21 protein-coding genes and 1 pseudogene are annotated in these 21,415 nt (G+C 65.4%); 11 read left to right on the top strand and 11 right to left on the bottom strand.

Features of this window, described 5'->3' with window-relative positions; translation table 11 throughout:
• The 3 genes from EV671_RS24895 to EV671_RS24885 all read left to right on the top strand — a co-directional run.
• Window positions 1-1,046: type IV secretory system conjugative DNA transfer family protein (locus EV671_RS24895; protein ID WP_132576609.1), on the top strand; the 1,046-nt coding region annotated here is incomplete at its 5' end.
• A 311-nt stretch (window positions 1,047-1,357) separates the two neighbouring features.
• Window positions 1,358-1,678, top strand: a complete 321-nt coding sequence (locus EV671_RS24890; protein ID WP_207911252.1) for a hypothetical protein — start codon at window positions 1,358-1,360, stop codon at window positions 1,676-1,678.
• Window positions 1,675-2,679, top strand: coding sequence for a relaxase/mobilization nuclease domain-containing protein (locus EV671_RS24885; protein ID WP_132576607.1), 1,005 nt, complete (start codon window positions 1,675-1,677; stop codon window positions 2,677-2,679). The genes EV671_RS24890 and EV671_RS24885 overlap by 4 nt, the downstream gene beginning before the upstream one ends.
• A 479-nt stretch (window positions 2,680-3,158) precedes the next feature.
• Here the strand turns inward: EV671_RS24885 and EV671_RS24880 are convergent, their stop codons facing one another.
• Window positions 3,159-3,668 (bottom strand): hypothetical protein, encoded by a 510-nt coding sequence (locus EV671_RS24880; RefSeq protein WP_132576606.1) that lies wholly within the window; start codon window positions 3,666-3,668, stop codon window positions 3,159-3,161.
• Window positions 3,668-3,904, bottom strand: a complete 237-nt coding sequence (locus EV671_RS24875; RefSeq protein WP_132576605.1) for a hypothetical protein — start codon at window positions 3,902-3,904, stop codon at window positions 3,668-3,670. The genes EV671_RS24880 and EV671_RS24875 overlap by 1 nt, the downstream gene beginning before the upstream one ends.
• Window positions 3,905-4,511: 607 nt before the next feature.
• Between EV671_RS24875 and EV671_RS24865 the strand changes: the two genes are divergently transcribed.
• The 3 genes from EV671_RS24865 (at window position 4,512) to EV671_RS24855 (ending at window position 6,889) form a co-directional block, all read left to right on the top strand.
• Window positions 4,512-4,739, top strand: a complete 228-nt coding sequence (locus tag EV671_RS24865; RefSeq protein ID WP_243655875.1) for a ribbon-helix-helix domain-containing protein — start codon at window positions 4,512-4,514, stop codon at window positions 4,737-4,739.
• A gap of 378 nt (window positions 4,740-5,117) precedes the next feature.
• The gene (locus tag EV671_RS24860) at window positions 5,118-6,041 is read left to right on the top strand and encodes a type IV toxin-antitoxin system AbiEi family antitoxin domain-containing protein (protein ID WP_132576604.1); all 924 of its coding nucleotides are present in this window, start codon (window positions 5,118-5,120) and stop codon (window positions 6,039-6,041) included.
• Window positions 6,038-6,889 carry a nucleotidyl transferase AbiEii/AbiGii toxin family protein gene (locus tag EV671_RS24855; protein WP_132576603.1) on the top strand — a complete coding sequence of 284 codons (852 nt, stop codon included), beginning with the start codon at window positions 6,038-6,040 and terminating at the stop codon, window positions 6,887-6,889. Before EV671_RS24860 ends, EV671_RS24855 begins: the two co-directional genes overlap by 4 nt.
• On the opposite strand, the gene EV671_RS24850 is transcribed toward EV671_RS24855, so the two are convergent.
• From EV671_RS24850 to EV671_RS24840, 3 genes are all read right to left on the bottom strand, one after another.
• On the bottom strand, window positions 6,856-7,452 hold the full coding sequence (locus tag EV671_RS24850) for a Mu transposase domain-containing protein (protein WP_207911251.1): 597 nt from the start codon (window positions 7,450-7,452) through the stop codon (window positions 6,856-6,858). The two genes, EV671_RS24855 and EV671_RS24850, sit on opposite strands and share 34 nt — an antisense overlap.
• Before the next feature lie 280 nt (window positions 7,453-7,732).
• Window positions 7,733-8,020 carry a type II toxin-antitoxin system RelE/ParE family toxin gene (locus EV671_RS24845; RefSeq protein ID WP_132576602.1) on the bottom strand — a complete coding sequence of 96 codons (288 nt, stop codon included), beginning with the start codon at window positions 8,018-8,020 and terminating at the stop codon, window positions 7,733-7,735.
• Window positions 8,020-8,475, bottom strand: a complete 456-nt coding sequence (locus EV671_RS24840; RefSeq protein ID WP_132576601.1) for an antitoxin PaaA2 family protein — start codon at window positions 8,473-8,475, stop codon at window positions 8,020-8,022. The genes EV671_RS24845 and EV671_RS24840 overlap by 1 nt, the downstream gene beginning before the upstream one ends.
• 154 nt (window positions 8,476-8,629) lie before the next feature.
• On the opposite strand from EV671_RS24840, the gene EV671_RS27865 reads away from it, so the two are divergent.
• A complete protein-coding gene (locus EV671_RS27865; protein ID WP_277592499.1) occupies window positions 8,630-8,776 on the top strand; it encodes a helix-turn-helix transcriptional regulator in 147 nt (48 codons plus the stop codon).
• Window positions 8,777-8,844: 68 nt separating this feature from the next.
• Here EV671_RS27865 and EV671_RS24830 read toward each other — a convergent pair whose 3' ends face one another.
• The 4 genes from EV671_RS24830 to EV671_RS24815 are packed head-to-tail and all read right to left on the bottom strand — an operon-like array spanning window position 8,845 to window position 15,718.
• Entirely contained in the window at window positions 8,845-10,008 is a 1,164-nt protein-coding gene (locus EV671_RS24830) for a DUF2220 family protein (protein ID WP_132576599.1), read from the bottom strand.
• A complete protein-coding gene (locus EV671_RS24825; protein WP_132576598.1) occupies window positions 10,005-13,640 on the bottom strand; it encodes an SbcC/MukB-like Walker B domain-containing protein in 3,636 nt (1,211 codons plus the stop codon). The genes EV671_RS24830 and EV671_RS24825 overlap by 4 nt, the downstream gene beginning before the upstream one ends.
• Before the next feature lie 3 nt (window positions 13,641-13,643).
• The gene (locus EV671_RS24820; protein WP_132576597.1) at window positions 13,644-14,294 is read right to left on the bottom strand and encodes a DUF4194 domain-containing protein; all 651 of its coding nucleotides are present in this window, start codon (window positions 14,292-14,294) and stop codon (window positions 13,644-13,646) included.
• Window positions 14,291-15,718: a Wadjet anti-phage system protein JetA family protein gene (locus EV671_RS24815; RefSeq protein ID WP_132576596.1), complete on the bottom strand. Its 1,428-nt coding sequence runs from the start codon at window positions 15,716-15,718 to the stop codon at window positions 14,291-14,293. Before EV671_RS24815 ends, EV671_RS24820 begins: the two co-directional genes overlap by 4 nt.
• A 400-nt stretch (window positions 15,719-16,118) precedes the next feature.
• Here EV671_RS24815 and EV671_RS24810 point away from each other — a divergent pair, with 400 nt between their 5' ends.
• The 3 genes and pseudogenes from EV671_RS24810 to EV671_RS24800 form a co-directional block, all read left to right on the top strand.
• The gene (locus EV671_RS24810) at window positions 16,119-16,391 is read left to right on the top strand and encodes a type II toxin-antitoxin system TacA family antitoxin (protein WP_132576595.1); all 273 of its coding nucleotides are present in this window, start codon (window positions 16,119-16,121) and stop codon (window positions 16,389-16,391) included.
• Window positions 16,392-16,501: 110 nt separating this feature from the next.
• The gene (locus EV671_RS24805) at window positions 16,502-16,897 is read left to right on the top strand and encodes a GNAT family N-acetyltransferase (protein WP_207911250.1); all 396 of its coding nucleotides are present in this window, start codon (window positions 16,502-16,504) and stop codon (window positions 16,895-16,897) included.
• Window positions 16,898-17,067: 170 nt separating this feature from the next.
• A pseudogene (locus EV671_RS24800) lies at window positions 17,068-17,487 on the top strand (helix-turn-helix domain-containing protein); the annotation flags it as partial.
• A 136-nt stretch (window positions 17,488-17,623) separates the two neighbouring features.
• Here the strand turns inward: EV671_RS24800 and EV671_RS24795 are convergent.
• Together EV671_RS24795 and EV671_RS24790 are read right to left on the bottom strand one after the other, a co-directional pair.
• Window positions 17,624-18,550, bottom strand: a complete 927-nt coding sequence (locus EV671_RS24795) for a hypothetical protein (RefSeq protein WP_132576593.1) — start codon at window positions 18,548-18,550, stop codon at window positions 17,624-17,626.
• Window positions 18,547-19,608: a hypothetical protein gene (locus EV671_RS24790; protein ID WP_132576592.1), complete on the bottom strand. Its 1,062-nt coding sequence runs from the start codon at window positions 19,606-19,608 to the stop codon at window positions 18,547-18,549. The genes EV671_RS24795 and EV671_RS24790 overlap by 4 nt, the downstream gene beginning before the upstream one ends.
• A gap of 509 nt (window positions 19,609-20,117) precedes the next feature.
• Between EV671_RS24790 and EV671_RS24785 the strand changes: the two genes are divergently transcribed.
• Window positions 20,118-21,415 (top strand): sensor domain-containing diguanylate cyclase (locus EV671_RS24785; protein WP_165917716.1); only part of this gene is annotated, 1,298 nt, incomplete at its 3' end.

Here is a 21,415-nt window from a genome sequence, read left to right as displayed (position 1 = left end):
CGCCTGACCGACCGTGTTCAACGGGTCAATTCACCCCGGCCAGGTGGAGCAGTTTGAGTGGCCATAAGTGGGGCACTTTGGGTGGCCGCCGGGGCACCAGGGCATGCGTCGTTGCGACCTTCAATGCGCCGCTGACCATCTTTGCGGATCCCGTCGTGGATGCCGCCACCAGCGGAGACGACTTCCGCCTGGAGGACGTCAGACGCGAGCGCATGACGATCTATGTGCGCATTCCGACCCAATGCCTCTCGAGTGCGAAACCGCTGTTGAACCTGTTCTTCTCGCAGCTGGTCAACCTGAACACGGGAACGCTGCCGGAACAGGACGCATCGCTCAAATACCAGTGCCTGATCATCACTGACGAGTTCACGGCTTTGGGACAAGTTGGCGCCATCATGTCGTCCTGCGCCTTCCTTGCGGGCTACAACTTGCGGCTGCTCACGGTGGTGCAGGCCATGTCGCAGCTCGACGCCGTCTACGGCGAGCGTCAAGCGCGCACCTTTGCGACCAATCACGGACTGCAGATCCTGTTTGCGCCGCGCGAGCAGCGAGATGCCGAGGAGTACAGCGCGATGCTGGGCCACCTCACCGCGACAGGAACGTCGCGCGGGCGCAGCCGGTCCCTTTCCGGTTCTGGCCGCAACGTCTTGAGCATCAACGAGAGCGACCAGCGGCGCGCATTGCTGCTGCCTCAGGAGTTCAAGGAGCTCGGCAGGGAGAAGCTGGTCCTGATCGCGGAGAACTGCAAGCCAGTCATTGGCGACAAGATCCGCTACTACGAGGAGAAGTGCTTCAAGGAGCGGATGTGGCCTGCACCGGAAGTCCCTCGGATGGATATGAGTCGGCATCACGCCCAGGTGCGCGAAAGCATGTGCTTCACGGCCGGTCAGCCGCCGAACGGCGGCGTGGGCGCGGAGAGCGACATCTTGCACGACGGCCCCGATGTCCTGCGCGAGCACGCCGAGAGGCTGACCCGTTCCTTGATGGATCACTTCCGCCCTCCTGAAGAGCGGGATGGCGAAGGTCGCGGTTCCGGTGACGCGTAGCGCGACAAGGCATTGGCACGGGAGATCGTATGAAGGAGTCACCCACCGACCGAGAGCCCCGGCAGGGCGAGTCAACAAGTGCGGACTTCAGCCGGGAGCGCGTGAACATCAGACTCGGCGCCTTGGGTCCGCGCCTGCGCGCAGTGGCGACACTCGAGCGGACGTCTGTGTCGGCGTTGATGCGACGGGCTACCGTGCAGATGCTTCGCGACCGACCTGAGTTTGTCGACCAATGCGGGGATCCTCAGCTGTCAGATCGCTCGCGGTGGGCAAGAGTCAACCTGAATTTGCCACAACCGCACGCTGCGGCCTTGGCTGCGCGTGCACGTTCAGCGGAAATGTCGCGCAGTGAACTGGTGTGGTCGCTGCTCGATGGCAAGCTGCCGCCACCCGTGCCGGTCGAGCTCACGTCGGCGGTTCATGGCCTGCTGGCATCGACCGATCGCATGGCTGTGCTCTCCACGGACCTGAGTGAGTTTCTGCGGCTGCTGGACAGGCTCTGCCCGTCTGCCCTTGAGCTCCAGGCGTTGCGTGAGAGCACGAGGGCATTGCACAAGGATGTCCGCGAGCACATCAAATGTGCGTCGGCACTGCTTGCGGCACTCAAGCCCTACAGGAGGCCGAGGCCATGACCGCGAGACGAAACATTGACGGCATCCTGATCCAGTGGGGTGAGAGGCTCTTCTACCCCGGCAACCGTATCGTGAGGCCCGACTACACGCCGCGTCTGGACGTTGGGCTGCAATTCAGGGCAGCAGTCATTCGCGGCCGCATCGCAGCGACCGTGCGACGAGCGCCGCAGGCGTTTGTGCGGGTCACGGGTGGTGGCCGGGGCATGGGAGCGATCGCCAGCCACCTGCGCTACATCAGCATGGATGGTGAATTGCCGTTCGAGGACGACCGTGGGGTCATCCGCAAGGGCAAGGATGCGCTGTCGGACCTGGTGGAACAGTGGCGCCACGGGGGAACCTACATTGCCAAGGTCGAGGACCGGCGGGAGGCGCTCAACCTGGTGCTGGCGATGCCTGCCGGAACCGACGCGGATCAATTGCGGCAGGCTGTGCGTGAGTTTGGTCGGCTCGAGCTGGCAGAACATCGATATGTCATGGTGTTGCACAAGCATCAGTCGAGTCCTCACGTCCATTTCTGCGTCAAGTTCGAGTCCAAAAATGGCAGCCGCCTGCGGCATGGTCCGCAGGACTTGAGCCGTTGGCGAGAAACGTTTGCTGATCGGCTAAAAAGTCTGGGGATCGAGGCCGAGGCGAGCCGGCTGGCCTCGCGCGGCGAAATTCGCAGGTTCGAGGCGCTTTGGCGGCTAAGGGCGAAGGAGCAAGACCGGCCGCTGTCAGCGCCGTCTTCGACAAAAAGGGGCCCGGCGCATGAGAAGCGGTGCTTTGAGGCCATGCAGGGTTGGGCGGCAATTCTGAAAGCCCTTCAGTCCTCGGAACTCGACGAGGACCGAAAGCTCGCACGTCGGGTGATGGACTTCATGATCCGCACGCCCTACGTGGCAGAGGTCATGCGCAAGAACCCGGAAATGATGCGGGATGCTGGGCAGTACCAGCAGTCAAGGCGTCAGGAACTGTCGCAGACCGTGACCTTGCAGCGGTCGGGTCCAGAGTGGACGCGTTGACGCCTTCAGGGCCGGACACGCGGATCGGGAGGTTCGCTCGGCGCTGCGGCCTCGAGGAGCTCTTCATCGGGGGGCGGCTTGCGGGGCGAGCCGGAGCACCTTGGGACCACGACATCGGTCCTATGCGCAGCCCAGGCGCGTCCCAGATCCCCAGGGTGGCTTGGTGCTGAACTCGGTGCCCGTGCCGGCGCAGGATAAAACGGCTGAGACTGCGGGCGAAGTCCACTACGAGAGGGTGCGGGATGCGCTTGCCGCGCGCGGAATCAGGTCGATGGCGCCAAAGCGGCATCAGGCCGGCGACGAGGCGTCAAAGGGCGTGAAGCTGGACTGGAACGTCGCCCCCCAAGCCGAAGGTAGGGCGTCCCTAGCCCCGCGCGCTCACGCCGGGTTGGCCTGAATCCACTCCGCCGTGAGGATCTGGCGATCATTGGCGTAGCTCCAGCTGTTCAGCTCGGCCAGGGTGATCTGGATCTGCTTGGTCAGGACAGCTTGCGCCAACCGTGTCTCAAAGGCCTTGAAGCGCTCGCGCACGTGCGCTGCAGGATCTCTCGTACACACTGGATGACCTGGTCGGGGTCGTTGCCGTGCACCTTGGGATCCAGGCCGGCCAGGTCGCTGATGCTGGCTTGGTACTGGTATGGCTTTGAATCCAGCACGCCCATGTGGTGTTCGCGGCCTTTGGGCTGCAGCGCATGCACGGTGTAGGCGATGCCGGCCTCGAACGGCATGTTGAAGCGTGGGAGCTTGTTAGCCCCCACCTCAACGCGGCTCATATCGTGGATGGAGTACTTGCACGTCGCGATCTCGGTGGCAATCCGCTCGACACGGATGACCGAGCTGTTGTCGATCAAGGCATGCCGTGCCTGAAAACCGAGGTCGTGGATCGTGAACACGATCGCGTCGAACAGCGGTTTGTACTCGTCATCAAACGGGCAGTTGATGAAGACGCGAGTGTCGTAGTCGCGGGGCTTCTTGACCGACAGGGCCATCAGACAAGTGCCATAGCCGACAAGAGCTTGCGGCGATCATCATCTTTGATCTGATGCGGTGCAGTCGGCGCCGGCAGGTGCCGGATCTCCGGAAACTTGCCAACGAGCCGGGCGCGGGACAGGGGCTTGTGGCGCGTCACCTTGACGGCGGCGGCCTTCGCCTTGCCGGCGACCGACGCGGCCGCCCGCGGCTTGGGCGGCTCCGCTTTGCGCCGGGTTGCAATGCTCTTGGCCATGATGCGATTCTACGCGCCGCCCTGCGGATCAGTTCAAGTTCGAGTTCTGCTTGGCCTCGATGCTCGACGCTCAAGACGTGATGTCACCGACACGGGCGCGGAAATCGGCATGGTGAGAGGCCTGAAAAGCCCGTTGTTCAGCGTTCGCAGGTCAGCTTGCCCGGCAGCGGTGTACAGGCTGTTGGCGGCGGTCAGGATCCGCGCTTATTCGGCGGCGAGGACGCACCTTTCGGCGCTGCATGACTCCGATCGGGACGATGACCGCCGGCTGGCGGTGCAGGTGGACAGGTTTCTTCGTGACACGCCTTTCCTCAGGCAACTGCTCAGGGATCGTCCGGAACTCATGCCCGAGACGAGCCGTGCTCAGACGAGCCGAGAGCCTAGCCGTGCTCCGGCGAAGCCAGAGCCGACGCGGTCCCTGCAAAGCCGGACCCGAGTTCGCCCAGACATCGACTGGGAGCGCTGAGCGAATGGGGTCCAGAGCGCCGCGGCGCGGCGCAGTGCCTGCAGCGTGTGGGGGATAAGCAGAATTGGCGCAGCGGCGCAGGCTGGAGAGGTGGTCTTTTCGCCAGCAGGATTCAATCCCATCCGCATTGAAAGAGTCGTCATGCGAACCACTCAGCAAATGAGCATCACGGTGCCCAACGACATGGCAGACGTGGTGAAGACCAAGGTGCGCAGCGGCGAATACGCCAGCGAAAGCGAAGTGATCCGCGACGGGCTGCGGGCCTTGATGGCGCGGGATCGCGCCGTGGAGAGCTGGCTGTTGGCACAGACAAGTTGTGTCCGTGTATTGGCGAACGAGCGCCTATCCGTCTATACAATGCGTCCTTAGGACGCATTGTATAGACGGGACGACATCTCTGTAAAGCATCAACTCACCAGTAGGAGCAGCCAGCTTCAGCATGCTGTCTTGACAAAGTTCATTAACATACTTACACTGCGTCCTTAGGACGCAGCGTAAGTAATATTGGTGCAACTTTGGCAACACTGCCGGCTCACCGACTGACTCAGCTCGTCTTGATGCGAGGAAGTGCTGAAAGCAGCACATCCCTTGAAAAATTACTTTCAAACTTTGTTTGTCTTAAGGTAGACTGCGTCCTAAGGACGCAGTCTACCTTAATCAAAGCAATTTGGAATTGCCTTCGACGATCTTCCCTACTTGAAAAGTTGCATTAAACCATCTACCATGCGTCCTGAGGACGCATGGTAGATGGTTGAAAAGCGACAAATTTCGATTCCAGCAGCTTTGACGCAGCTGCTAGGGCAGCGCGGAGCTTTGGTAGTGACTCGCTATGAGCTTGCCCATCTGGCCTGGGGCATCTACAAGCAGTCTAGTCACGATGGCACGCCCCTGCGAAACCACAAGACGCAGCTAGACCGCGCGGCATTCAGTCGGGTCGAGGCCAAGTTGGTTGCGAACGGGGTGCTGCAACCCATTCCAGGCGTTCCTGAAAACGCGGCATACGTGCTTGTGGGGGCCAACATCTCAGACGCCCGCGTACTTGCCTGCGCAATTGATCCCTTCTGCTACGTCTCGCACCTGAGCGCCATGGAGTTCCATGGCATCACAGACCGGATGCCTGAGCAGCTCTATATCTCAACGCCTGCAACAGCAAGGTGGAGGTCCTTCGCTCAAGATCGGATGCAGCGCGACCTTGGCGAGGACTACGCCGACTACACCCGCGCCGGCTTGCCGGCGGTGCAGCGAAGCGCGTTCACCAAGTTGAACAACCGACCGGTGCATCTCTTCAAAAGTCTGCACCTCGGCGCCTATCGCAGCTTCAAAGAACAGCATCTCCGCGTTGCCACCCTTGGCAGAACTTTCCTCGACATGCTGCGCGAGCCTTCTCTGTGCGGAGGTCTCAGCCATGTGCTCGCGGTGTTCAAGGAGCATGCTGCCGCTAATCGCAGACTGATTCTGGATGAACTCGATCAGCATGGCGCAGCCATTGACAAGGTGCGTGCCGGGTGGGTGCTGGAGCAAGTAGCCGGGCTCACAGACTCGCGAATCGACGCCTGGGCCGCCCTTGCGCAACGCGGAGGCTCGCGCAAGCTAGACGCCAGCGCTGATTACAGCTCTTCGTTCTCAGAGCGGTGGGCGCTTTCGATCAACACACCGGTACCAACAGAATGAAGATCGACCTAGAGGCCTGGGTGGACGCTGAAACCGATCCCCAACGCCGAGAGTTCCGGCAAGCAGTACGACTCATCCTGCGCGCAGTGGCGAACTCGAATGATCTCGCACCACTGATGGTAATGAAGGGCGGCATCCTGCTAGCAATTCGCTACAAGAGCGCCCGGTTTACGAAAGATGTCGACTTCTCTACGCAGCGACGACTTCAAGAGGTGCATCTGCCAGCCCTAATCGCTGAAATTGAAGCTGCACTAGGTCCCGTCAGTTCAGACAATGAGTATGGCTTGGCCATCGGACTGCAGTCGCACGCGATCAATCCGAAGAATCGTCCAGACAACGATTTCCCGACACTTCAACTGAAGATTGGCTACGCGAATCGAGCATCACACAACGAAATGCAGAGATTCGCGAACAAGCAGTCAGCGAAGGCTGTCCAGATCGACTACAGCTTTAACGAATGGGCATCCGAAGTTGAGCGCAACGACGTCGACGGTGGCGCGCTGACGATGTACGCCTATCACGATCTGATCGCCGAGAAGTTGCGATCAGTTCTGCAGCAGCCAATTCGTAACCGCTCACGATTTCAGGACATCTATGACCTGTGCCTCCTGTTGGAGTGCACCTCATTAGACGATGGCGATAGGCAAACCGTCCTAGAAAAGTTGCGCTCTGCTTCTGCGGATCGGCAGGTGCCCATGAACTCCTCGGCCATGCGAAACCCAGAGGTCAAAGCCCTGTCTGCCAAGGACTACCCCTCTGTGGCCGCACTCATAGCGACAAAGCCGCCTGAGTTTGAAGTCGCATACAGCACTGTTCAAGCCTTCTTTGAGAGCTTGCCTTGGCCGTAGCGCGTGCTCAGCGCGAGCACGCCCTGGGCCGCTCTGAGGCGTTCGCTGACGCGGTCGGCCAGCAGGCGCTCGACGAGCTCCGCGCAGCGGGGGCCGACGTCGGCAGCGCGTGTGAGGCACCAGGCCTTGTCGCGGGCGAAGAAGGCGCGCGCCTGCGGCGGCAGGTGGTCGCGCTGCGTCATGCGCTGGCCCGGGCGCCGGGCGCGCAGGTGCGAGGCCAGGTGCCGGTAGTCCTCGTACAGCACCACCACGTTGTCGGTGGCGCGCAGCCACAGCGCCTGGCCCACATGCGTAAACGGCGCGGAGTAGAAGCACCGATCGAACTGCACGTGGCAGTCCCGGTGCACGCTCACGCGCTGCCAAGTGCCCAGGTCGGGCGCGATGGCGGGCAGTCGGCGCATCAGCGGGCGCTCCAGCGCGAACAGCGCCAGCGGCTGCGTGAGCGTCGTGCCGTGCCGGCGCTGCCCCGCCTCCTCCAGCACCCAGGTCCGGACCTGCGCATTGAGGTCGGCCAGGTCGCGGAAGCGGCGCGTGGGCAGGAAATTGCCTTTGACGTACTTCACGCCGGACTCGACGATGCGTGAGCGTACGGTCGCGCCACCTTGACATCGACAATCGCGGCAGAAGCTAGGCTCGGTGATGGCCGCGATGGTGTCCGGGGAGGGGCGATGACGGATCAGCAGTGGAAGGTGTTCTTTGAGACCTGCGCGCGTGTAATTGGCGCTGGTGATCGCGATGCAGGACGCAGCCTGTCGTGGTGCGCGTGGACGACATTCACGAGTCTGGCGACCGACGTCAACTACTGGAAGTCAGGGCTGCCGCATGCCGACCCTTGACGGGCAGTCATGGTTTGGCGGCTACCGGCCACTGCTGGGCAGCGTGCAGCACACGCACGACGACCACGGCGTCGGCCTCGACCTGGTAGACCATCACATAGGACGGCCGCACGACGATCTCGCGCGTGCCCTTCATGCGGCCAGGCTTGTAGAGCGTCGGAGAGCGGCAGGCCTGCTCGGCCTTGGCCTCGAAGTCCTCATCGAGCTGGAGCGCTGCGGCGGGGTTGTCCTGGCCGATGAACTCCATGATGGCACCGCGGTCCTCGAGCGCCATCGGCCGCCATTCCAGCCGCATCAGTGGGCGTCCGACTTGATGCGCTGGCGCAGCTTGTCACGCTGGGCCGCCATCCGCTCGCGCGCGTCCTCGGCGCTGACGTTGGGGCGGGGATCGTCCAGGCTCGCCTGGACCTGACCACGAAACCACTTGTCGTACTCGGCGGCGGCGTGGGCTTCCTTCAGGCGGTTGGAGGCCAGCTCGCGGCGCGGGTCGTTCTCGTCCCTGGCCTCGGGGTCGAAGTCGGCCGCGTTGACCGTGAACTCGACGATGCGCAGCTCGCGCAGGTAGGTGGCCAGCGTCGTGAAGTTGCGGAACTTGCGCGGCTTGCCGCGCGTGGCCACCAGGGGCTGCTTGACCAGGCCGTAGTTGATGACGATTTCCCAGCCGCCGGCGCGGCCGTAGACCTCGGCGCCGACCTGCGCGCCGGCGTCTACCAGGCGCTGCAGGGTGTGGTGATCGATGGTTTTCAGCATGGCCAGGACTGCGAAGATTCAGTTTGTCTAGTGTCCTGCATTTGCTAAGCAAACGCCAAGAAATGGGCAAGCCGGTTGCCTGGCGGTACGACATAACGTCCGTTGTTGGCCATGTACGTATTTCGGACCAACGTGACCGCCCATTTCGGCGATCGTGACCGGGCTCGGCCGCTCAACTATCTCTCGCGTGATGGCGACGTGCATGTTTCCCAGTTCTGTCTGGCTGGGGCCGGGTGCCGTCGGCTGGCGGCTCGACGACATCGCAGCCTGGAGCGCGGCAGGGCCTCGATCCAGCCGCTGAGTCGCGATGCGGGCGGTCAGGGGCCAGCCCCCGGTTTCACGTTGGTGAACAGCCGGCGACGTCGCCCGTCAGCCCGCCTTCGTCGTCGCGCCCGGCCACAGCTCCTGATCCATGCAGCGCCCCGTTGTGCGCAGTGCCGGCAGCAACACCTCGTCGGCAAACGCACAGCCCGTGACGACGGGGTCCTGCTGGCGCTCCTTGCCCGCGTCGCCCGGCGCGTGCCCCGAGCCGAGCGCGCTCAGCAAGGCGTCGTAGCCCGGCCGCCAGGCGCTACAGGTCGGAAAACTCATTCTCAGCTGGGCGAGGATGGCGAGGCCCGCGAAATCGAGGTCGCCATAGAAGCCCACGGCCGGCTCGGCGGTGCCGCCGTACAGCCAGGTCTCGAAGCGTTCGATGTTGGCCGCGGACATGCGGCCGCGCCAATAGATCGACGACCCCTTGCGTTCCCGCAGGCGGCGCGCCCCGCTCCTGAAGCCCGCGGCGTACAGCAGTGCCGTGTGTGCCCAGGGCGGCTGGCGTTGCCCTGCCATCCGCTCGAAGCTCACGCCGTTCTCGATGAAGAGGACCTCGTCGCCGGTCCAGTCCTCGGGCAGATCGACCAGCAGCTGGATGGGTGCTTCCAGAAAGCTGGCTTCGCCCGCGCCCAGCAGCCTCAGCAACTCCTCCCGCGCATCCAGCACCTTGCTGTGTCCCCGGAAATGCCGGGCCGAGATTTCGCGGAGATAGGGCGTCAATGCAGGCGCGGCGCGGCAGTCTGCCGCCAGGGCGTTGAGCACGGCGGCGCAGGCGGCCGGCTCCTGGCCCTGGAAGGCGGGCAGCGGGCTGCGCAGCAGATAGTCCAGCAGCGCAGGCGCATCGGGCACGGCCAGCAGGGTCGCATGCTCGCGCAGGGCCTGGACCAGCTGGCGGCTCCAGCGCGGCGTCGCCGGCTCGAATCCGCTCCATTCGGCCAGCGCCGCGGCGTCGAGCAGCAGCAATGCCGGCCGGCGGTCCGCCAGCGTCTGGAAAGCCCTGGCCTTGTCCGCCTTCAGCCGGACCCAGCCGGTCTTGGCGAGCCCGTCCAGCAACAGCTCCAGATGCGCCAGCGCCTGCGGCGACGGGGCGTCGTGCAGTTCCGGCAGCGTTTGCGCGTCGAGCGGCAGCGAGACGGTCCGCCCGCCTTCGCTGCGCTCGGCCTTGCGCAGCAGCGCATGGGCCAGACGCCGCTGGAGCGGGTGGGCGGGCAGGCTCATGCCGAGCGTTCGCCTTTTTGCTGTTCCTCGAACGCCCGCTGCGCCTGGGCCCGGGCGGCCTGGGCATGTTCGGCCCACAGCGCCGCCAAGGCCTCACGCTTGAAGTCCTTCTCCTGCACCTCGCTGATGTGCACCACCTGGCCCTGCGCCTCGGCTTCCAGCTTCGAGAAGGTGTATTCCTTGTCGAACTCGGGTTTGATCGCGCCGGACTTCGAGGTGGGCATCGCCACGATCAGCTGCAGGCCCATGTTCTGCGCCAGGAAACGCATCACCGCCCGGGAACGGGCTTCATCCATTTTCGAGAAGGCCTCGTCGCTGAGCATCAGCCGCAGCGCGGGCGCGTTCGCGCCCCGGCCGAAGTGGCCCAGTGCATGCGCCAGCACGGCGGCGCGGATCACGTAGAAGGGGGTTTCCAGCTCGCCGCCCGAACCGGTGCCCCAGGTGGACATCGGCGTGCGGTGGCCGCCGGCGATCCGGTGGATGTCGTAGCGGCGGTAGTTGCGATAGTCGGCCAGGTCCTTCAGCGCGCGTTCGGCGGCGATCTGGTCCTGAGAAAGCAGCAGGCGCTTGATCTCCTGGGCGGTGGCGCGGTGCTCGGGCGAGAGCTGGGGGGCGTCGAAGATGGCCGTGCGTTCCTTCTCGAGCTGGTCGACCACGCCGTCGAGCGCCTCGAAGAAGTCGTAGTAATCCTTGTAGCGCGGCACCCAGTCCTGCACCACGTCGTAGGAATCCACGCCGAACTGGATGGCCTTGAGCTCCTGGCTGAGTTTGCGCAGCGTGTTGGAGCCGTCCTTCACGTCGCGCCGGACCTTGAAGCAGAAGTCGCTGGTGAACACGTGGTTGAAGGTGGCCTCAGCCTTCTCCAGCCGCGCGACGTTGTCGGCCAGGCCGATGCCATCCTGGCGGCGGATCTGCTCACGTGCAGCCTGCTGCACGGCCAGCACCGCCTTCAGGACGGCTTCGATCTGCTCGACGCTGCGCGGCGGCTCGGCCCACGAGAAACGCTCCTCGTCGGTACGCGCACCGGCCAGGTAGGTGGCGATGTGGTTGCGCAGTGTCTTGAGGCGGTCGGGCAGGTTCTCCGCGGCATTCGCCGCATGGTTCTGGAGGGTCGCCGCGCTGGGCAGTTCGGCTTCTCCGAGCGTGCGCGCCTCGTCCAGCAACTGCAGTTCGCTGGCCACCGCGCCGCCGGCATCGGCGAAGCGGCTGATCCAGACCTGGGCGGCCACGATGTCCTGCGCCAGCTCGGGCAGCCGGGCATCGAGCTCGCCGAGCGACTTGAGCAACCCGCCGAGCTCCTTGTTCTGGACGCCGACATCCTGCTGCTCGGCGTCCCACTGCGCCTGCTTCGCTTCGAGCCGTTCGCGCAGCGTGTCGCGCCGCCCCTCCAGCGCCTCGATGCTCGAGGTGTCCAGCTGCTGCAGGTGGAGCTCGACATCCACATGCCGCAGTCGCGTCGTCAGCGCCTCCGAGAGCGCTTCGGCCAGCGAGGCCGCACGGCTCTGGCTGAACCAGCCCTGCACCAGGGTCAGCGACTGCGCCATCCCTTTGAGTCCCTGCAGTTCGGGCACCAGCGCATCGAGCCGGGCGTTGACCCAGGCCAGCCGGCGCTTGCGGCTCTCCAGGCCGAAGGCGAGCTCCTGCTCCGCCGCCAGGCAGGCAAACATGCCGTAGGCACGGCTGCCGAGGCCGCGCTGCATCAGGCCTTGTGGCGTGCGGCGCAGTTCGGCCTCGGTGTCCACCTTGCGCACGCGGCCATAAAGAGCCAGCAGATAGGCCTTGCCGACGGGATGCTCGCAGATCAGTTCGTGGAGGATGCTCTGGGGCGGCGTGGCCATGCCCCGCGTGTCTTCGATGGCCTTGGCGCCCTGCACGATCTTCGGCGAGCGGCGCGCGAAGTGGTCCTTGACGAGCCGGATCGCGTCTTCCTCGAAGTCCGGCTCGACGATCAGCGCGAAACGGTCGCGCCCCATATAGCCTTCGATGGCCGCTTGCCAGGCGCTGCCCAGCCGCGGCTCCACCAGCGCGGCCAGCATGCGCGGGCGGCTGGCGGGCAGCTCGGCCTCGAGCAGGCGCTGGGCCCGCAGCACGTCCTCGGGCGCCGGCGGGCGTCCCTCCAGCAGCTGCACCTGCTCGGCGCGCAGGGCGGTCTGTTCGTCCAGCAGCAGGGACTGCCGCTTCAGCAGCTCGCTGCGCGACATCACCAGGGCGGACATGACCGACTGTTCGTCCTGTCCCAGCAGCACGTCTTCGAGCGCACGCAAGGCCTGGTCGAGCGGCTCCAGCTCGAAGGCGGCCAGCTCGTCCCCCAGCTGGGCGGCCGACAGCAGGGCCTCGCGGGCCGGATTCCACTGCTTGGTCGCCCGGAAGGCGGCCGAGTTCAGGCGCTGCACCGCGGCCTGCAGGTCCGGCAGCGGCGAAAGATCCAGCTCGAGCAGCTGCTTCACATGGATCAGCACCTGATCCATCTGCCGGGCGGCCTGCTGGACGCGGCTCCAGTCCTTGCGGAACTGCTCGGCGTACTGGGCCGCCTGGGTCGTCAGGCGCTGCTTTTCCTGAGCGACGCCGTTTTGCGCCAGCTCGCCCTGCACCAGGGTCAGCTCCTCGTTCAGCGTCCCGCGCTCGTGGGCGATCGCATCCAGCCGCTGCTGCGATGCCGTGGCGAGGCTTTGGAGTTGCAAGCGGCGGCGTTCGGTTCTCGCCCGCTCGCCCAGGGTGTCGCGCTGCACGCGCAGCGCATGCGCGTTCAGCATGACGACGTGGCGGCGCAGCAGCGCGACGACGTCGCCGCCCGCCTCGTCGACCAGCGTCAGCCGGTCGATGTTCAGCCGCAGGCGTTCGGCGTCCGCCTTCAGGCGGGCGATCTCCTGCATCAGCTGGCGCATCTTGCCGACTTCCTGGCTGAAGTCGTGCGCGTCGAGGATCTCGTCCCGCACCAGCTCGTTGACATTGCCGATCTCGCGATAGGCCATGGCCTTGACGATCGCGCGGGCGCAGCGCGTCGCGTCCGCCTCGGGCACGAATTTGCGGCCCAGCAGATGGCCGTAGAGATGCTGCAGATAGCTGTCCTTGCCCTCGAAGCGCATCACCTGCTCGGCCTTCAGCTCGAGCCGGAGCTGAAGCTGGGCGTAGGCCTCCTTCAGCGGCAGCGGCCGTGCGCGGCCGGACGCTGGGTCGCTGGACAGCAGGTGCTGGAGCGTCAGGCTCGCGCCGCGCAGCAGGAAGAACAGCGGCTTGCCACCCTCGGCGCGGCCGCCGTCCACATGGGCCTCGACACCCAGCAGCGCGCTGAAGGGCGCCGCATCCGTTTCCTGGTCGGACGGCACGAAGCTCGCCGCGACATAGCTGGTCGAGCGCTGGCGCAGGAACACCTCGCTGCCGCACTGGCCCAGCGCATAGGCATGCAGCGTGCGCGGCTCCTTGCCACCGCGGCGGCTCTGGGTCGATTCGTTCTGGCCCGCGTTGAAATGGAAGACCCCCTGGCGGGCCGCCGTGAGCAGGGCCTGGATGGCGTCCAGCAGCGTGGACTTGCCCGAGCCGGACTCGCCGGTGAGCAGGGTGGCGTCAGCCAGCGCCCAGTCGCGCGTTTCCAGGGTGCCCCAGTTGACGGTGATCAGTCGTTGCAGGCGCATCGCTCAGGCCGACCTTTGCTGCATCAGCTGGCGGACCTCCAGCAGCGCCTCGTCGCTGACAAAGGAGAGGATGGGCCGCAGCACGCTCAGCAGCATCTCCATCTGGCCGAAGCCGGCGTCGCCTTCCCGAAAACGCACCAGCCGGTGCTTGCGCAGCTCGCGCATCAGCTGGACCCGCTCCGCGGTGGAGGCCGGCAGCGTCGTGCCCAGCAGCGTGACGAGGGTCTGGGACAACTCCTCCAGGCTGATCGCCAGCTCCTGGTTGATCAGCTCGCGCTTGCCGGTCAGCGCCTCGGTGTAGAGAAAGCGCAGTCCGAGCGCGGCGGCCACCACGTCCTTGGACAGGCGCGCACGCAGCCTCTTGACGCCGTCCTCGTCCTCCTGGTCGTCGCCCGGCGGGTACAGCCGCATCAGGTTGGCGTCGACGTCGTGCGTCAGGGCGAAACCCAGCACGTCGAACCATTCGCGCAGCAGTTCCTCGACCAGCGTGGCGTCGTCGTAGAGCGCCTGCTCGGGCTTGGAATAGTCGCGCCAGAGGATGCCGGCCGCCAGCAGCCGGTTGCAGATCTCGGCGAAGCGGCGGCGCGGGACGCCCCCTGCCGTGCGCTCGGCCAGGCGGTTTTCGAGCAGGGCTTGGAAGGTCTCGGCGGTCATCGCTTGGGCAGTCGGCGCAACTCGTAATCATCGGCGATGAAGCTCGCCGTTTCGAAGCGTTCGCCGAGTTTGCTGACCTGCCAGCGTTCGCGCCCCAGCAGCGAGCGCGCCGCACCGACGGCATGCAGGCTGGTCAGCACCTCGTCCGCCCGCTGCGACGCGAGATCGGACAGGCGCAGTGACACGGCGCCCGCCTTGCCAAGCTGCCCGAGGACACGTTCCTCGCTGACGACGAAGGCCTCGGCCTCGGCGCGGCGCATGGCCGCCTCGAGCCGGCTGTCCTCGCGGATCTGCCATTCGGTCTCGTCACCCTCGACCTGCTGGCGCTCGCGCTGGGTCCAGCGCAGTCCTCCCACGGGCAGCAGCCGCAGCTCGGTCGTGGCCAGTCGCTGGCCCAGCAGTTCCAGCCAGTCCTCCTTGCCCGCGGCGTCGGCGGCCTTGATGCCGGCCAGCGTCAGGCCCATGGGCGATTCGGCGCCATAGTCCAGCGAGAGCGCCTGGCGCAGCAGGCTGGTGAAGCGGCGCACGTAGTTGTGCATCTCGCTGCGCAGCATCGGCAGCTTCAGCTCGCAGGCGGCGTCGATCAGCGCTTCGACCCGCTGGCACAGCCACAGCGTGGCGCTGCGTCCGCCGACGAGCATCGGCTCCAGCCAGTCCACGCGCTGGCGCAGGGCGGCGTCGATGCGCTCACGCTGCTCGAGAGGCCAGGCGCGGATCTGGTCCAGCAGTTCGATGATCTGGCTGCGGTGGCGGTCCACCGAATCGGCCACCAGCCGCACGGACATTTCCTTGCCGAACCGGCGCTCGAGGAAATCGTTGAACTCGTCCCAGGCCAGCTTGTGCATCAGCGCCTCGCGGGTGAGGCTCTGCATCAGTGCGCGGAAATATTCGATGTCGTCCTGCAGATCCTGAACGACGCGGCTCGCGTAGTCGTGGGCGTCGAGCAGCTCGTCCTCGTCATGGTTGTCCAGGAAGGCTTGCAGGGCCTTGCGGGCCGAACGCATATTGCGCTGACGGGTCTTGTGGCGGGTGTTGTCCAGCTCGGCGAAGGTCTCCGCGAAGGCCTTGCCGGCCCGGGTCAACTTGAGCACCGGCTGCAGGTCGATCGGGTCCTTGTAGTCCTCCACCCAGCCGTGCGCCTTCAGCTCCCGCAGCAGGTTCAGCGCATAGCCGCGCTCGGCCTCCGCATTGACGGTCTGCGCGGTGGACAGGGCCCCTTCGCGATAGGCCGGCTGGGCGATCACACCCATGCAGATGTCCAGCACCAGATCCCGGGTCAGCGCCTGCGCGTAATCCGCTTCCGGGCCATGCACGCGCTCGTGCAGGCCGCGCAGGACGGCCGCGCAGGCCTCACGGTCCTGCCATGTCAGCGGACGGAAGAAATGTTCAGTGGCGCCCTGGAAGAAGATGGCCGACGCAGACATGCATGCCCCTCCCGTTTCGTTCGGCCGACCGGAGAGGTTCTCGTCCGACGGCGGGCGCGCGATTATCGCCGCCTGGGGAGGAGCGGCCGTGGCCGATGGCGGACGCGCATTGAAGCGGGATGCCGCTCGACTGTGGCGTCATGTCGGTGCGCGCAGCCGTTCTTTTTGAAGCAACGTGTAAGCCGCAGACGGGGAAATGGGATCGCCTGGGAAGTCCCGGGACAGGTCGGGCGCTCTCGGGACGCTGGGGGCCGTGTCCGTCGGCCTTTTTCGCCATGGCGGTTGACCGCTTGCAAAGCTATCCGCATAGGGGCTGAGAGCCCCCGGTGGGCTCGGCGTCAGCGCGCATACTCCCTCAACTGGTGTATGCTCTTGTCATACCATCTTCTGGAGTGACGCTATGGTCCGCGCCGCGCCTGCAGTACTGAGCGTCCGTGTCAGCCCCGATGAACGCGCCTTGCTAGAGGCCGCGGCTGAGCAGGCTCGCACAAATCTCAGCGACTTCATTCGGCGACGTGCCATCGAGGCCGCCGAAACCGATCTGCTGGAGCGTCGCATCGTGACGATTCCGGCGAAGGATTGGGCCAGATTCGAGGCTTGGGCCAACGCGCCGGCGAAGGAAGTTCCGGCGCTGCGCAAGCTTGCCAAGGCCCGGCCAGCGTGGCAGGGCTGACTCCACCGCGGCCTCTCTCGGCCGAAGACGACACTGGAAGTTTCGACTGCGGCCGCGATACGCTGAACCACTGGTTCCAGCGCCATGCTTGGCGCAACCAAAGGTCGGATGTGTCACGAACCAGCGTGATTTGCGATTCAGCCACCGGCATCGTCGCAGGGTATGTGAGCCTGTCGGCCGCGCACATCGAGCGAGCTTGGCTGCCCAAGGCCCAGCAACGCAACCGACCGGATCCAGTGCCCGCCATGTTGCTGGGCCAGTTGGCGGTTGATCTGCGATGGCAGGGTCGAGGCGTAGCGCGATCGCTGATGTTCTATGCGCTCGCCACGGCGGTGCGGTTCTCCAAGGAAGTCGGCTGCTTCTGCGTGCTCACGCATCCTCTCGACGACGAAGTTCGAGCCCTGTATCGGTCATTCGGGTTCGAGGATGTACCGTTCGATCCCTCCCGCAGCATGGCTGTTCGCATTGCAGACCTGGTCCACAACGGCTTCGGCTCTGAAGTCTGAGGTGAACGAGTCGCTCTTGCTATCCCCGGCGGCCACCCAAATTCCCCCACTGATGGCCACCTCAAACTCCCCCACCTGAGTTGATCGGGGACGGGAGGTAAGAGCTGGCGCCGCCGGCGCCTGTTGGCAGGACACATTGAACTGAGTCTTCCCCGAGGGAAGGCCAAGGAGTGAATGTCTTGAAGCCCAACAAGCGAGCGACGATCCAGACGTTGCTGGAGCGCGGAACGCCCCAGAGAGAGATAGCCCGGCTCACGGGCATTGATCGCAAGACGGTCAGAAGCTACCAGGAGCGGTGGCTGGCCGAGCAGGCAAATTCCCCCGGGGTGGCCACCGGCTCCGAGGAGGTCGCGGCCCCTGGGAGTGCGCAAACTCCCCCACCCTGGCCACCGGCTGGGGTGCCGGTGGCCACCAGCTTGTGCGAGCCTCACCGCGAGTTCATCGAGGCCCAGGTCCGGCTGGGACGTAACGCCGTGGCGATCTACCAGGACCTGGTCGACCAGCACGGCTTCAGGGGCGCCTACAACTCGGTTAAGCGCTTCGTGGCCCGGCTGCGGCACAAGGAGCCCGAGCGGTTCGACCGGCTGTCCAAGCCGCTGCAAAAGCGCGAGTGGACGGCCGTCGGACCGCGCTGCATACGCTGTCGAAATGGCGCAAGGCGGGCAGGAGGGCGCCGTCAAGCCGCAGGACTACCGACGCGCCCTGCGCGACGTGGCCCGACCTTGATCACTGAGCGAGCGTCTCCAGCTCCTCGATCACCTCGGACAGAAAGCGCCGGCCCGTTGCGCTGAAACCTTCCACCGGCAGGTCCATCGACGCCAGCAGGCCCAGGTTGGCGATGCGCAGCGCCTGTTCAAGATCCGCCTGACTGGCCAGTAGCGCGCGCAGGCCGGCACCGGCGCGCTTCGCCAGGCCGGCAGCCTGGTTCCCGAACTTGTCTTGCAGCGCGAGCCACATCCGGCCAGCCCAGTCTTCCAGCTCTTCGGTACCGTCGCGGCGATCACGCTCGGTGGTGAGGTAGGTCAGGGCGAGCACGCGCCCGAGGTCCTTATTCGAGCGCTTGTAGTCGGTGCCGGCGATCAGAGTGTCTGCGATCTCCGGATGGTGAAGCAGGTTGGCCAACGCCATCATTTCCGGTCGCGCGGTGCGCACACCGTGTACCGTTTCCAGTGGCTCCCATTCCGCCAGCGCAAGGAAGTCGAAGCTGCAGATCGCGAAGTGGCCGATGCTGGTTTCCACGCGTCGCAACTTCTTGCCCGGAGCATCCGGATCGAACGCCGGTGGAGCCGACAGCAACTCCAGGAACCAGGGGCTCACGACGTCGCCGGGTGGGCGCAGCCGCACCATCGGTAGGCCATCTTCTGGATCCTCCTTCGTGCCTGGTTGGCTCCAGGCTTGGCCTTCGCGCAGCCTCCAGTCCGCGCGTATGAGCTGGTCGGTCACCTCCGTCGCCGCGGCCACCGCCTTCGAGTGCGGGGAGAACAGGCAGTCCACGTCCTTTGTGCGGATCGCGCGGGCGCCGTCGTCGGCGAAGAAGTGGTAGCCGGCCGCGAGGCTGCCGATGATGATGACGTGAGCCCGAACTTCGGCTGGAAGTGCCTGGGCCACTTGGCCCAGGACCTCGGCCGGTGACAGAGCTGCTTCCAGTTTCATGGCGCCTTCCTTGCAGCTTCACAAAGCTCGTGCGCCAACTCTTCGGCCTCTGCCTGCAGGCCGAGTTGTTCCAGGTCGGCCAGACAGTCCAGCCGCGCGGCCAACTCGGGCTCGCGCGCAATGCTCTCTGGCGGCCGGCAATCGCGCTGCAGATGTAGTACGAGCAGAGGCTTGCGTTTGGTGGCGTCCGCATCCACCAGGCCCGCATCCAGCTTGGGCACGAAGCGTAGGTCGCCGTCGTAGACGCTCAAGTCCAACCGCGGCGAGGCCGTGATGTTCAGGTCCGGGAGGAAGTGCAACGCACCCAGAACCCCGGAGATAGCCACTTTCTCCGCCACACCCTTGCTTCGCAGAGACAGGAGGCGTTCGGCCATGGCGCTGGGCATGCGCGAGAGACCCGATGGGTCAGCGTAGCGAAGTTCCTTGCGGGCAGCAGCGTGCTCGTCGGCCAGCTTGAGCAGCACCTTTGGCTTCAGCCACAGGTCGATCGGACCGTCACGCTCGCCGGCGACGATGTTGAGTTGGAGCAGCTCAGTCAATGCGGCCGAAGCGGTCTGATAGCTGGCGCCCGTTTGCCGGCGCATTTCCGCGAGTGTCATCGGTGCTAAGCCGCACAGAGCGCGCTCGACGAGGACAGCCTTGACCTGCTGGCGGGTGACACGGGTGGAGGCGTTGCCCATGCCCTCGTCCTGCACGGCCCCGTAGAGCGCGCGCAGGAACGGCTGCGGGAACTCGGGGACTTCACCGTTCAAGTGGAGGTTCGGGCCTGTCTTGGCGCCGACCAGGTGGATGCGATGGGCTACTTCGGGACGCACAATGGAGCGAAAGCGGCTCAGCTCGGCTTCCAGGCGAGGCATGGACAGGCGGCTGTCCACGATCACGCATAGGCCGGTTGCAGGTCGGGCGGCGCTGTCGACCGCATAGGCGAGCGCCAGTAGGCCCTCGCGGACGTCCCGCGCCGTGCTGGTGCGGCGTATCTCTGCAAGGACGTCCGGACCGTCTGGGTTGTCCCAATGCAGCGAGACCAGTCCGTCGTCAGTGAGGTGGCGACCTATCATTAGGTTGCAACTTTACTGCTCAAGTCGCAACTTATCAAGCGGTGGTCGCTCCTCGAAGACTCATGACAGGTTGGCCTTTCGACCCATTCATTGGGTTACGTCGCCGTCGAGGCCTGCAAGCGCTGCTCGTGTGCACGAGTGTTGGCGCCGAGTGCTGAAGCTTCCGGGCGTGCTGGCGTAGCGGTGCCTTGACGGCGCCAGAGGAGAGCCGGTCAATGCTCGCCTCTCCCGGCCAAAATCCGGGCAGCCAATGCCTCGTTGGGTCATTCCGGACACCCGCTGGGTGTCCGCCATCCGCCCGGAACGGTGTCCGGGATCGCGCGGAATACGCACTTGGGTCGTTCCCGCTGCCTTTTGGGGCCGTGGGCGAGCACAATTTGACGAAATTCCCAGAAATTGCCGCCATTCGTCATTTATGGGCATGTTCCACGGCGGTAAAAGGACGGGGCAGGGAGTACCACACGCCAGGCAGCGCAGACTCGCCGGCGCCAGTTTGTGCGGGGCGGGGCATGCCAGAGAGGCTGATGCAGCTGGACGGGCTCTTTCTGAGCACGCTGCGGGCGGGCCCTGTCGAGAGGCGCATCGCGCTGCGGGTGGTGCTGCTGTCCCTGCTGGTGTTCCTGGGGGTGGCGCCTTTCGCGAAGACCTCGCTGACGGCGCAATGGGCCTTCATTCCGGCCTACGAGGCGGCGTTGATCGTGACCGACCTGATCACGACGACCCTGCTGCTGAACCAATACGTCAGCCTGCGCGCGCCCTCGCTGTTGGCGCTGGCGGCGGCCTATCTGTTCACGGCCCTGATGACGGTCGTGCATGCGCTGACCTTTCCCGGGCTGTTTGCACCGCAGGGGCTGCTGGGCGCCGGACCGCAGAGCACGGCCTGGCTCTATATGTTCTGGCATGGCGGCTTTCCGCTGTTCATCTGCGCCTACGCGCTCTTGAAGCGGCGTGATCCACCGGTCGGCTCGCTGCCCGAGGCGCCTCGCCGCATCTGGCCCCAGACCTCGGCACTGCTGGCTGTGTTGACCCTGCCCGTGCTGCTGCTGGGTCTGCTCGCGACGCGCTACGAGAGCTGGCTGCCGGCGATCATGGACGGCAACCGCTACACCTCGGCGATGGTGATCGTGGTGGGCACGGTCTGGTGCTTCAGCCTGCTGGCCCTGGCGCTGCTGTGGCTGGGGCGGTCTCATTCCGTGCTGGACCTGTGGCTGATGGTGGTCATGGTGGCGTGGCTGATCGACATCGCTTTGGCGGCCGTCCTGAACCAGGGCCGTTTCGACCTGGGCTTCTATGCCGGGCGCGTCTACGGCCTGCTGGCCTCCAGCTTCGTGCTGCTGGTGCTGCTGGTCGAGAGCGGCATGCTCTACCGTCAGCTGCTGCAGCTCGCCGGAGCGTTGGAGCGTGCCTCGCTGTTCGACGGCCTGACCGGCGTCGCCAACCGGCGTGCCTTCGACGCGGGGCTGCAGCAGGAGTGGCGCCGCTGCTCGCGTGCCGGCCATCCCTTGTCGCTGATCATGGTCGATATCGACTACTTCAAGGCCTACAACGACATGTACGGCCATCCCGAGGGGGACGAATGCCTGCGCCAGGTGGCCCAGAGCCTGAAGACGACCCTGCAGCGCAGCTCGGACATGGTGGCCCGTTATGGTGGCGAGGAGTTCGCGGTGCTGCTGCCCGAGTCCGATGCGGCGCAGGCGCTGCGCCTGGCCTGGCGTGTGAACGGCGGTCAGGAAACGCGCTTATTCGGCGGTGAGGACGCGGTTTTGCTCGAAGTGCCCGCTCAGGCCGGGTGTGATCGAGGGCAGTG

Source organism: Roseateles saccharophilus, from assembly GCF_004342485.1.
Classification (GTDB): domain Bacteria; phylum Pseudomonadota; class Gammaproteobacteria; order Burkholderiales; family Burkholderiaceae_C; genus Pelomonas; species Pelomonas saccharophila.
Note: the sequence above shows the minus strand (reverse complement) of the source record. Positions and strands in the feature narration are given on the sequence as shown.